The sequence below is a fragment of the Paraliobacillus quinghaiensis genome, assembly GCF_003426025.1.
Classification (GTDB): Bacteria; Bacillota; Bacilli; order Bacillales; family Amphibacillaceae; genus Paraliobacillus_A; species Paraliobacillus_A quinghaiensis.
This window is the reverse complement of sequence record NZ_QJSH01000014.1, coordinates 63,581-76,604: the sequence shown is the minus strand read 5'-3', so window position 1 is coordinate 76,604 and position 13,024 is coordinate 63,581. Positions and strand designations below refer to the sequence as shown.

At 36.6% G+C, this 13,024-nt stretch carries 6 protein-coding genes; 1 reads left to right on the top strand and 5 read right to left on the bottom strand.

Annotation, left to right across the window (positions count from 1 at the left end):
* Positions 1–177 precede the first annotated feature (177 nt).
* The 3 genes from uvrA to D2K40_RS10685 form a co-directional block, all read right to left on the bottom strand.
* Positions 178–3,054 (bottom strand): excinuclease ABC subunit UvrA, encoded by a 2,877-nt coding sequence (gene uvrA, locus D2K40_RS10695; RefSeq protein WP_117155775.1) that lies wholly within the window; start codon positions 3,052–3,054, stop codon positions 178–180.
* A 6-nt stretch (positions 3,055–3,060) separates the two neighbouring features.
* On the bottom strand, positions 3,061–5,043 hold the full coding sequence (gene uvrB, locus D2K40_RS10690; RefSeq protein WP_117155773.1) for an excinuclease ABC subunit UvrB: 1,983 nt from the start codon (positions 5,041–5,043) through the stop codon (positions 3,061–3,063).
* A gap of 308 nt (positions 5,044–5,351) precedes the next feature.
* A complete protein-coding gene (locus D2K40_RS10685; RefSeq protein ID WP_117155771.1) occupies positions 5,352–6,938 on the bottom strand; it encodes a peptide chain release factor 3 in 1,587 nt (528 codons plus the stop codon).
* Between the two features lie 361 nt (positions 6,939–7,299).
* On the opposite strand from D2K40_RS10685, the gene D2K40_RS10680 reads away from it, so the two are divergent.
* Positions 7,300–10,518, top strand: coding sequence for a DEAD/DEAH box helicase (locus D2K40_RS10680; RefSeq protein WP_117155768.1), 3,219 nt, complete (start codon positions 7,300–7,302; stop codon positions 10,516–10,518).
* Positions 10,519–10,578: 60 nt separating this feature from the next.
* Here D2K40_RS10680 and tnpB read toward each other — a convergent pair whose 3' ends face one another.
* Positions 10,579–11,754: an IS200/IS605 family element RNA-guided endonuclease TnpB gene (gene tnpB / locus D2K40_RS10675; RefSeq protein ID WP_117155766.1), complete on the bottom strand. Its 1,176-nt coding sequence runs from the start codon at positions 11,752–11,754 to the stop codon at positions 10,579–10,581.
* Positions 11,755–12,049: 295 nt separating this feature from the next.
* Entirely contained in the window at positions 12,050–12,934 is an 885-nt protein-coding gene (locus D2K40_RS10670) for a diacylglycerol/lipid kinase family protein (RefSeq protein WP_117155764.1), read from the bottom strand.
* Between the last annotated feature and the right edge of the window lie 90 nt (positions 12,935–13,024).

Sequence of the window (13,024 nt, the reverse complement as noted above, 5' to 3'; positions counted from 1 at the left end):
ATATTCTGCTGACGACCGATATATTCTGCTGACGACCGATATATTCTGCTGACGACCGATATATTCTGCTGACGACCGATATATTCTGCTGACGACCGATATATTCTGCTGACGACCGAAAAAGCTCGGGCTCAATTCGCCCAAGCTTTTTCTCATCAGTTCTAACTTTTTATAGAATTAAGATTGTGCAAATGCTTCTTTTGCTTGTATGTTAGCTTCCATTCGTCGGCTGTCTCTTTCCAAGATTGATTTTAAATAGTATCCAGTGTACGATTCTTGTTTTTCTGCAACCTCTTCTGGAGTACCAGTTGCAATGATCTGTCCACCTCGGTCCCCACCTTCTGGTCCAAGATCGATAATATGATCAGCTGTCTTAATCACATCTAAGTTATGCTCAATTATTAGAACAGTATCGCCATTTTCAACTAATCGTTGCAGTACTTGTAATAAACGATAAATATCATCTGCATGCAACCCAGTTGTTGGTTCATCTAAAATATAGAATGTCTTACCATCTGAGCGACGATGTAATTCACTTGCTAATTTCACTCGCTGCGCCTCACCACCAGAAAGTGTTGTTGCCGGTTGGCCAAGCTTAATATAACCTAAACCAACATCATAGACTGTTTGCAATTTCCGTTTTATTTTCGGAATGTTGGCAAAGAATTCTACTGCTTCTTCAATTGTCATCTCCAATACATCAGAAATGTTTTTCCCTTTATATTTTACTTCAAGTGTTTCACGATTATATCGTTTCCCTTGGCAAACCTCACAAGCAACATAGACATCAGGTAAGAAATGCATCTCAATTTTAATAATTCCATCACCACGGCACGCTTCACAACGGCCACCTTTAACATTAAAACTAAAACGCCCTTTTTTATAACCACGTATCTTAGCTTCATTTGTTTGAGCAAATACATCACGAATATTATCAAATACACCAGTATATGTTGCTGGGTTAGAGCGTGGTGTTCTCCCAATTGGTGATTGATTTATATCAATCACTTTTTCTAAGTGTTCAATACCTTTAATTGCTTTATGCTTACCAGGCTTCTGTTTTGCTCGATTTAAAGTCATTGCTAAGCTTTTATGCAAAATTTCGTTGATAATGGTACTTTTCCCAGAACCAGAAACACCTGTAACAGTCGTCATTAGACCAACAGGAATCTTCACATCTGTTTTCTTCAAATTATTTTCCTCTGCACCAATCACTTCAATAAAACGTCCATCGGCTTTGCGACGTTTTACTGGTAATGGAATGAATTTTTTCCCTGCTAAATATTGGCCCGTCAATGACTGTTTTGATTTCATTACTTGCTTAGGAGTACCACTCGCGACAATTTCACCACCATGCTCACCTGCACCAGGTCCTATGTCAATTAACCAGTCTGCAGCTAACATTGTATCTTCATCATGTTCGACAACAATTAACGTATTGCCTAAATCACGCATTTGTTTAAGTGTTTCTATTAAGCGGTCATTATCACGTTGATGCAATCCAATAGATGGCTCATCCAATACGTATAAAACACCAGTTAAAGCTGAACCAATTTGCGTTGCTAATCGAATACGCTGCGCTTCTCCACCAGATAACGTGCCAGCTTTCCGTGACAACGTTAAGTAGTCTAATCCAACATTCGTTAAAAAGGTTAAACGATCTTGAATTTCCTTCACAATCATTTTAGCAATTTGTTGCTCTTTTTCTGACAATGATAATGTAGAAATAAAATCATTTGCTTCTGTAACTGCTAATTCGGTAACTTTTCCAATATGCTTTCCGTTAATTAATACAGCAGTCGCTTCTGTTTTCAAACGATATCCTTTACATTTCGGACAGGCTTTTTGTGCCATATACTTTTCCATCTGCTCCCGAATAAAATCAGATGACGTTTCTCGATAACGTCGAGCTATGTTTTTAAGTACTCCTTCAAAAAAGATCTCATTTTCCCGTGTCATGCCATATTCATTTTCATAATGAAAATGAATTTTTTCCTCTCCACTGCCATTAAGAATTTTCTCTAATTGTTCAGTTGGAAGTTGTTTCACTGGTGTATCCATATCAATGCCATAATGAGCACAAACACTTTTTAATAACTGCGGATAATATTGTGAGCTGGTTGGCTCCCAAGCAAGGATAGCACCTTCATTTAATGTTAATTCCTTGTCTGGAATGACAAGATCAACATCAACCTCTAATTTTGTTCCTAAACCATCACAACGTTCACAGGCTCCGTAAGGACTATTAAACGAGAATAATCGCGGTTCTAATTCACCGATAGAAAAGCCACAGATTGGGCATGCATGATGTTCACTAAATAACAATTCTTCTTCACCAATTACATCTACCATTACTTTACCTTCACCTAAACGAAGAGCTGTTTCTAAAGAATCTGTTAATCGACCTGAAATACCGTCTTTAACCACAATTCGATCAACGACTACTTCAATGGAGTGTTTTTTATTTTTCTCTAAAGTAATTTCTTCACTTACTTCACGCATTTCTCCATCAACTCGGAGACGAACATATCCTTCTTGTTTCAACTTTTCTAGGACTTTAACGTGTTCACCTTTACGACCTGATATAACTGGTGCAAGGATTTGTAACTTCGTTCGCTCTGGGTAATCTAAAATGCGATCAACCATTTGTTGTACAGTTTGTGAGGAAATTTCCACTCCATGCTTTGGACAAACAGGATGTCCTATTCGTGCAAAAAGCAGACGCATATAATCATATATTTCTGTTACTGTACCAACCGTTGACCGTGGATTTCGGCTTGTTGTTTTTTGGTCAATAGATATTGCTGGAGAAAGCCCTTCAATTGCATCAACATCAGGCTTATCCATTTGCCCTAAGAACTGACGTGCATAAGCGGATAGTGACTCCACGTAGCGGCGTTGACCTTCGGCATAAATCGTATCAAAGGCCAATGATGATTTACCTGAACCGGACAATCCAGTAAGGACAACCAATTTCTCTTTGGGAATATCAATATTTATATTTTTTAAGTTATGCGCACGTGCACCTTGAACTGTTATAGATTTTTTAGCCATTGATTGTCACCCTTCCGCTTTCAATTGTAATACTAGGTCGCGCAATTCGGCAGCTTTTTCAAAGTTTAAGTCACGAGCCGCTTGCTTCATCTCTTTTTCCATTTGCTCTATCAGCTTGTCTTTTTCTTTTTTCGTCATCTTACTGTATTTTGGCATGTCATCTTTATATTCGGCTGTATCTTCTGCTGCCACTGTTGCTCGAATAACGTCTCGCACTTCTTTTTTAATTGTTGTTGGTATAATTCCATGTTTTTCATTATACGCTTGTTGTTTCTCACGACGTCGCTCTGTTTCATCAATCGCTTTCCGCATCGAATCTGTTATTCGATCTGCGTACATAATAACACGGCCATTTTCATTACGTGCAGCTCGTCCCATTGTTTGGATTAAAGATCTTTCAGAACGCAAGAACCCTTCCTTATCTGCATCAAGAATTGCAACTAGCGACACTTCAGGAAGGTCTATCCCTTCACGTAATAAGTTAATCCCAACAAGGACATCGTATTTTCCTACTCGTAAATCACGAATTACTTCAATTCGTTCTAAGGTTTTAATTTCAGAATGGAGGTAGGCTACTTTCATACCAATTTCTTTCAGATAATCCGTTAAATCCTCAGACATTTTTTTCGTTAATGTTGTAATTAAAACCCGTTCATCTCGTTCCATTCGTTTATTAATTTCACCAATTAAATCATCTATCTGTCCATCAATTGGTCTAACTTCTACTGGAGGATCTAATAAGCCAGTAGGTCGAATAATTTGTTCCGTCATTTTTGGTGTATGTTCTAATTCATATGGACCTGGTGTAGCAGAAACAAACACCATTTGATTCGCTTTTTGTTCAAATTCAGCAAAAGTTAATGGCCGGTTATCCATCGCCGATGGTAATCGAAAGCCATGATCAACTAGTACTTGCTTTCTTGCTTGGTCACCATTAAACATACCTCGAACCTGTGGTAGCGTTACATGTGATTCATCAATAACAATCATAAAATCGTCTGGGAAGTAATCAATTAATGTATAAGGTGTAGAACCTGCTTCACGCAATGTCAGATGACGCGAGTAATTTTCAATCCCCGAACAAAAACCCATTTCTGCCATCATTTCTAAATCGTAACGCGTACGTTGCTCAATTCTCTGTGCTTCTAACAATTTATTATTTTCACGGAAAAACGTCAGCTGTTCTTCCAACTCTTTTTCAATATTTTGCATCGCAATTTTCAATTTCTCCTCACCTGTAACAAAGTGAGATGCTGGGAAAATAGCAATATGTTCACGGTCGCCAATTATCTCACCAGTTAAAGCATCTACCTCACGAATGCGATCAACCTCATCACCAAAAAATTCCACACGAATACAATGTTCTTCACGGGAAGCAGGGATTATTTCAACTGAATCACCACGTACCCGAAAAGTACCACGTTGGAAATCTATATCATTACGTGCATATTGAATATCAACCAAATCACGTAGTAATGCATCCCGATCCTTTTCCATGCCGGTTCGAATTGATAGGACTTGACTACGATATTCTTCTGGCGAACCTAAACCATATATACAAGATACACTCGCAACAATTAAAACATCGTTTCGCTCAAATAAAGATGAGGTTGCTGAGTGGCGTAATTTATCAATTTCATCATTAATACTTGCATCTTTTTCAATAAATGTATCAGTAGAAGGGACATATGCTTCTGGTTGATAATAGTCATAATAACTAACAAAATATTCTACTGCATTATTAGGGAAAAATTCTTTAAATTCACTATATAATTGTCCTGCTAATGTTTTATTATGTGCAATAACTAATGTTGGTTTATTAACTTCTGTAATAACATTAGACATGGTAAAAGTTTTACCAGTTCCTGTTGCTCCAAGTAACGTTTGCGCTCGTTTGCCAGATTCAATTCCAGCAACTAATTCTTTAATTGCTGTTGGCTGGTCTCCTTGAGGCTGATACTTAGATACTAAATCAAACCTTTGTTCCACAATGCACCCTCCGTTCTTTTCATCACTTTATCTATATTACCACATTATACTACAAATCAAACCAAAACACGAACAAACATTCTTTTTTAAATAAATCCAGCTTAATATTAGCCGATAATCCGGCGATATTGAGCATTTATTCGGCGAAATCAAAAATAATTCGGCGAACGTCGAATTATTCCGGCATTTGTTGAATTAACCAACAATTCGCATCCTGCTTAGTGCGCAGTCTATGTTAAATTACACATAAACAATTTTATAAAAAGCTTGAGGCGTCTGCCCCAAGCTTTTATCAATGTTCATTATTATTAATAGGATTGATCATATTGATTAACTTCAAACAGATCAATTAATTCAACATCCTTATGTTTATCTCGGAACCAGCGTAAGGCAAAGTCATTTTTAAATAGAACTAAAAATGTTCCTTCGCGATCTTTCACTAACATGTTTCGTTCATCAAACATTGTAGTATCGACTTTTTCTAGATTTAGCCAACGAGGAATACGTTCGCCAATTGATTCCAACACTACTTCAACATTATACTCATGTTTCATCCGATGTTCAAATACTTGGTACTGTAATTCTCCAACAGCACCAATAATGTAGGTTTCCATTGGGTAACCAGTGAACAACTGGATCGCACCTTCTTGTACAAGCTGTTCCAAACCTTTTTTAAATTGCTTTGATTTCATAACATTTTTCGCTGTTACGCGCTTGAATAGCTCTGGTGGGAACTGTGGTAATTCATCATAGGCAAAGTTGTCTTTTCCTTCTATCAATGTATCCCCAATACGATAAGCATTTGGGTCATAAACACCAATAATATCACCAGCATATGCTTCTTCCACTGTATCACGTGATGACGCAACGAATTGTTGTGTCTGTGATAGTTTGATTGTCTTTCCAGTTCGCGCAAGTTTAACACTCATACCACGCTCGAATTTTCCTGAACAAACGCGAAGGAATGCAACACGGTCACGGTGTGCAGGATTCATATTTGCTTGGATCTTAAAAATGAATCCTGAAAAGTCCGGCTTATCTGGACTTACTAACCCTTCTGTCGATTTTCTCGGGTTTGGATTTGGGGCCATATCAATAAATGTATCAAAGAATGTCTGCACTCCAAAGGGTGCTAATGCACTACCAAAGAAAACAGGAGTTTGATCACCACTAAGTACAGCATCTAGAGAGAATTCATCACCAGCTTCATCTAGCAATTCCAATTCACCTAATGTTTCCTGATAGGTGGCATCCTCTACTAAAGTTTGATTTTCAGGATTATCTAATTCGTTATAAGGAATGATTGTCTCCTCTTCATTGCCATTGTACTTTACAAATTGCTCATGTTGACGATCAAAAATCCCCATGAACTGTTTTCCCATTCCTACTGGCCAGTTCATTGGAAATGTTTCAATCTCTAACACTTCTTCAATTTGTTCTAATAATGCTAATGGCTCTCTTCCTTCACGATCCATCTTATTAATAAAGGTGAAGATTGGGATACCGCGCATTTTACATACTTTAAACAGTTTAATTGTTTGTGCTTCAATACCCTTTGTTGCATCAATAATCATCACAACACTATCTACTGCAGTTAATGTACGATAAGTGTCTTCACTAAAATCTTCGTGTCCTGGTGTATCTAATATATTTACTTTGTAATCTTTATATGGAAAATTCATCACACTAGATGTAACTGAAATACCACGCTGTTTCTCAATTTCCATCCAATCTGATGTTGCAAATTTACCTGATTTTTTACCTTTTACCGTACCTGCTGAACGTATTAAGTTACCAGATAAAAGTAATTTTTCTGTTAGGGTTGTTTTACCAGCATCCGGGTGCGAAATAATCGCAAATGTTTTTCGTTTATTTACTTCTTCTTGAATTGTCATTATAAAATCCCTTCCTAACTAGTACATTGTTCAAACGGCTAAAACGGATTCCAAGCTTTTGAACAACTTGCTATTAAAATTTAATTCACTTTATAAAATGGCGTGCTAAGGGATTCCTACATCGGTATAATGCTCCTTCATCTATTTGTTTAATTGGGTTTTTAATCTCTATTCACGATAGTTAAAATAGCACGTTTTTTGTGATAAAGTCAACTGTTTTCAGTATTTATAGAGGTTTATACTTTATGATTTTTCACAAATACCGATGTTAATTTTATCTCATTTCGGTTTTTCTATCTAATTTTTTGGTATAATGAAAAGATATATTTTTAAGATTTACAACAAAGTAAGGAGAAACATCATGCGTACTTTTTTTCTAGAAAAACTAGATATTGTTAAAATTACCGGTCAACGTTTTTATAAAAGGGGCTATGACTATTTCAAAAAGGGGCGCGTCATTGGCTTAAGTTATAACCCAACGATTAATACATGGAGTGCGCAAGTGCGTGGTGCAAGTAACTACCATGTGCGCATCTTCTTTTTTGATGATGATGAATTAGAAGGAAAATGTGATTGTCCCGCATATGCAACACACTTCACCTGCAAACATATTGCAGCTGTTTTGCTTGCCATCAGTCATAATGGCGAAAAGCAACAACCTACTTTTTTAGTTGAACCAAATCCAGAATCTCCAAAAACATCACAAAATAATAGTGATCCTTTTACACTAAGAATGTTAGAGGCGTTTGGACAATCCAGTAAATCCCATGAATTAGAAAGAAAAGCTTTACAAGTTGAATATACAGTAAGCCACCGTAAAAACCCACACAATGCCAAGTTATTATTAGAGGTAGAATTACGGGTCGGTATTAATAAATTGTATATTATTAAGGACATTCGCCCTTTTTTAACACATATAAAAAAAGAACAGCCTTATCCTGTAACAAACACGTTCACCTATGACCCGATCGATCATTTTTTCACTGAAGAAGATCAGCACATTATTAATCAGCTGATCCAAGCCTATCAAAATGAAATTTTATATGATAATGAGTATGGTCTAAACGATAAAAGGGCGATTAGAATCCCTCCAAATTCAGCGGATAAATTATTGGAATCAATCATTACCCAAAGCCATGTTATGAGGGATGTAAATGGAAAAACAGTTTCTAATTTTTATTTAGAAGACAAATTACCTCATCTAAATTTTCCGATTGACGTGGAAGATAACGAACGATTTCTAATCGACTTTTCAGCGTTATTAAGTTTTACCTATTTCGAAGGTTATGGCTATTTATTCAAAGAAAATACTTTCTATCAAACAACAACCACGGAGCAAAGGATTATTGAACAACTATTCAATTTATTGCCATATCGCACCAAACAAGTGCATCGAATTGCACATAATAAAATGGAAGCATTTGTTTCAAACGTCATTCCCGAGTTAGAAAAAATAGGGAATCTATTGTATTCCGAAGAAACAAACGAGCTGTTAACTATTACCTCTCTTACATCTAAGGTCTATCTTGATGAGGTACAAAATACGGTTACAGCTAATCTTATTTTTCAATATGGTGACCATGAGCTAGCAGCCTACCAACAAAATGAAAACTCTAATTTAGTGATTAAACGTAATACGAAAGCCGAGCAGTTTATTATTCGACTATTAGAACAAGCTGGTTTTCATTATATAGACGGACAATTTCAATTATTCAATAATGAAAATATTTATCGTTTTTTACATGAAAGATTAGCTTATCTAGAAAACCATGCTATTGTCTATCTAACGGATAACGCTAAGAAATTAATGTCTGAACAGGAAATGGCATTAGACACTACAATTTCACTAAATAAAACAAGTGGAATGTTGGATGTCTCCTTTGATGTTAACGGAATTTCTGAGACGGATGTACAACACATACTTCATGCCTTAGTAGAAAAAAAGCGGTATTATCGTATTCCAGAAGGCCCATTGGTCGCATTAGAGAACGATTCATTTGATGCATTTCATCAGTTCATTGAAGAGCTTCATTTAGGAAAACAAGACCTTCAAGAAGGGCATGTACACGTTTCAGCTGCTCGTAGTTTACAAGTAGAAGAATCGTTTCCGGCCGAAGTGGCACATTATCAAGATACATTTGAACATATGCTAACAGCCTTAAAACATCCAGAAGATTTAAAGTTTGATTTACCAGATACACTTGAGGCTAATTTACGCGACTATCAGTACGTTGGTTTTCAATGGTTTAAAACACTCTCCTATTATCAATTAGGAGGAATCCTAGCAGATGATATGGGGTTAGGAAAAACAATACAAACAATTAGTTACATGTTAAGTGAAAAAGCTGAGAAAGAAGATGGAAGTTACAAGGCTTTAGTTATTGCACCGGCATCACTTGTTTATAATTGGAAAAAAGAATTTGGTAAATTTGCTCCATCTTTACGTACACAAGTAATTGTTGGTGCGAAAGGACAACGGAATAAATTAGTGGAACAGGCTATTGATGTAGATGTTTTTATTACCTCTTATCCATTAATTCGAAAGGATAAGGATTTGTATGCATCTTTTTCTTTTGATGCCTTAATTCTAGATGAAGCACAAGCAATTAAAAATCATTTAACTTTAACTGCAAAAGCAGTACGATCACTTACAGCGAAACATCGCTTTGCACTAAGTGGTACACCAATTGAAAATGCTTTAGATGAATTATGGTCGATCTTCCATACTATATCACCTGGATTTTTCGGTACAAAAAAACATTTTTCACAATTAGATCCTAGTTATATCTCGACAATCACCCGCCCTTTCATCTTACGCCGATTAAAGCGTGAAGTATTGGAAGAACTACCAGATAAAATTGAGACAGAACAATATTCAGAGTTAACTAAGAACCAGAAACAGGTGTATCTCGCTTATGTAGAAAAAATGCAAGATAAAATCACAGAAACAATTGAAGAAAAAGGGTTTGAGAAAGGTAAATTAGAAATACTGGCTGGCATTACACGTCTTCGCCAAATATGTTGCCACCCTTCATTATTTTTAGAGAACTATACCGGTAAGTCAGGAAAACTAGAACATTTAAAAGAATTAGTTGCTGAATTACGTGAGAGTGGAAAACGTCTATTAATCTTTTCACAGTTTTCTAGTATGTTAAAAATAATTAATAAAACACTGCAAACTGACGGACATGAAGTCTTTTATTTAGACGGATCAACACCTTCTGAACAACGCTTAGAAATGGCAGATGCATTTAATGAGGGGAACAAATCTATATTTCTCATCTCATTAAAAGCTGGTGGTACTGGCCTTAATTTAACTGGTGCTGATACTGTTGTCCTTTTCGACTTGTGGTGGAACCCTGCTGTAGAAGAACAAGCAGCTGGACGAGCACACAGAATTGGCCAAAAGAAGGTCGTTCAAGTCATTCGGTTAATAACTGAGGGAACAATTGAAGAAAAAATTTATCAATTACAACAAGAAAAACGTGAACTTGTTGACCAAATTATTAAGCCAGGAGAAACAATGCTTTCCAAGCTTTCTGAGACAGAATTACGTGAATTATTAACCATGGAACGTTGAACTAATCGGCACTGAAGTACCGAGATTCCTAAGTACAGAAACCTATCGGTTTCTAATTGATTAGGCGATCCCCGCAGGCCCTGCGGTTAGAAGTCTTACGGCTTCATTCTTAAGATTGATTCCTGCGTTAATATCGCGGTCAAGATGGGTATGGCACTTCGTGCACTCCCATTCACGTAATCCGAGATTTTTAACGTCTTTGTTTTGATAGCCACAACAGGAGCAAAGCTGACTGGACGGGAAATTCTTCGCAACTGTTACAACTTGTTTGTCGTACCATTCGGCTTTGTAAGTAAGCATTGATTTGAATTCTGACCACGATGCTTCACTAATTGCCTTTGCTAGGTTGTGATTTTTGAGCATATTACGTACTGACAAATCTTCCATTCCGATCACGTCGTGGTTTTTGACAATCTCAGTGGAGATTTTATCTAAGTAATCTTTTCGTGCATTAGTAATTTTTTCATGGATACGAGCAACTTTAATTCTAGCTTTATGCCAATTTGCACCACCTGTTGTACGTCTACTCATCATCCGCTGTGCTTTGGCTAACTTTTCTTCCAAGTTTCGAAAAAACTTTGGATTAGAATAGATTGTCCCATCAGAAAGAGTAGCAACATTTTTTAGGCCTACATCTATTCCAATAGCTGAGCCTGTTTTAGGAAGTTCTTTAACTTCTATTTCAGTTGATATAGAGACAAAGTATTTTCCAGAAGGGTTTCGTCTAACAGTTGCATTCAAAATTCTACCTTCTACTTCTCGACTTTTAGCGTAACGAACAAAACCCAGTTTTGGGAGTTTGATATGCCTATCTACTACTGCAATATTTCCGTTCGTTTGTTTTGTTGTATAAGACTGAACAGGATTCTTTTTAGATTTGAAACGCGGGTACTTATTTTGTTTCTTGTAGTAGCGGTGATAGGAATCAGCTAAATTTTCAACTGATTTTTGCAAGGCAATACTATCGACCTCTTTTAGAAATCCATAGTGCTTCTTTAATTCGGGGAGAGATTTGACCGTGTTGTATTTATTTAAACACTTCCCTTTCCAGTTGTTCGCTGGTAGGTGACCATTTTGAACCATTTCTCGCGCAATATACCAATAAGCATCTTTTTCTTTTTGTTTCCCGAAAAAGAAGTTAAAAACGAATCTTGAACATCCAATCGTTTTATTGATAAGTTCAGTCTGCTTTTTATTGGGATAGATGCGAAATTTATAGGCTTTGTTTGTAATCATAGTTTCACCCCCCTCATTAGGTCAATTATACCATTTTCAAGAGATTGACGCAAACATTTGTTCTCTTCTTTAAGACGGGGGGTTTATACCAAAACTCGTATCGAATTACTTACATGTAGCACTTAAACAGTCGGACAATTAAGATGGCAAATGCCCATCCCTTGTCGGAAACCGATTCATCTCATGACTGAAGTCACGAGTGTTCTCGGCTAATTCATAAAGTAAAATAAGCTAATGAAAAGGTCACATCAGATTGATGTGATCTTTTTTATATACGTTTTTCTAATTAACCTTCTCAAACATTTCCTACTATCATCTTAATATGCTTCGGTAATATACCAACTGTGGACGGTGTTTTGTTTTGTCGCTCTCCATCGCAATCAATCGTCTGCTCTGGATCAGCAGTAATAGTGATCTTCGGGGTTTGGAATGTAATAATCCCCTCTTTATTTTGAATTTGATTACTAACCCTTGATTGTAGTATTTCCCAAAAAGTCTGCAACGACGTTTCCTTAATTAGCAGGACATCTAATAACCCGTCTTTAATACTTCCTTCTGGAAAAAAAGCTCTGATACCACCTGTGTATGTGCCATTACCAACCAGAAGCATAACTGCTTCTCCTTCCCATGTGTCGGTATCTGTCTCTACCTTTAAATGGAAAGGATTTTCTCCCCCAATTGTTTGCAGCGTTCTTAAGTAATAAGCTAGTCGACCAATATTTTGTTTTGAGCCTATGTCAACAGTCTCAGAAACTTGTGTGATTAGACCAATCCCCCAAAAATTTAAGAAGTAATAATGATCACTTTTACCTACATCTACCCACATACTATTCTTATGAGCTATTTGTTCCGCTGCTTTTAAGGGGTGCTGCAGCATGCCAATTTCTCGTGAAAAATCATTACTTGTTCCACCAGGGATGATCGCAAAAGCAGGACGTTCTTCTAATGGAGCAATCGCATTAACCACTTCATTAACAGTACCATCCCCACCAGCAACAACAATTAAATCTACTGAGGAAGCAACTCTCTCTACAATGCTAGTTCCATCTCCAGATTGTTGTGTTTCATATATTGTTACAGATTGAAAACTATCTCTCAATGTAACTACTATTTGATCCTTGAACCGTTGAACTTTCCCATTACCTGAAACAGGATTAAGTATAACCGCTACCTTATTCATTATGGATAACACTCCCCGTTAAACTGTTAATGTAGTTATACCCGATGAGAATCAATACAAACGCTAGTATATTTCCTCGGAAATATCAAA

Bases quoted from the DNA above. Each gene is read 5' to 3' on its own strand.
- uvrA (WP_117155775.1), bottom strand. From the start codon at position 3,054: ATGGCTAAAAAATCTATAACAGTTCAAGGTGCACGTGCGCATAACTTA.
- D2K40_RS10685 (WP_117155771.1), bottom strand. From the start codon at position 6,938: ATGACAATTCAAGAAGAAGTAAATAAACGAAAAACATTTGCGATTATT.
- D2K40_RS10680 (WP_117155768.1), top strand. From the start codon at position 7,300: ATGCGTACTTTTTTTCTAGAAAAACTAGATATTGTTAAAATTACCGGT.
- tnpB (WP_117155766.1), bottom strand. From the start codon at position 11,754: ATGATTACAAACAAAGCCTATAAATTTCGCATCTATCCCAATAAAAAG.
- D2K40_RS10670 (WP_117155764.1), bottom strand. From the start codon at position 12,934: ATGAATAAGGTAGCGGTTATACTTAATCCTGTTTCAGGTAATGGGAAA.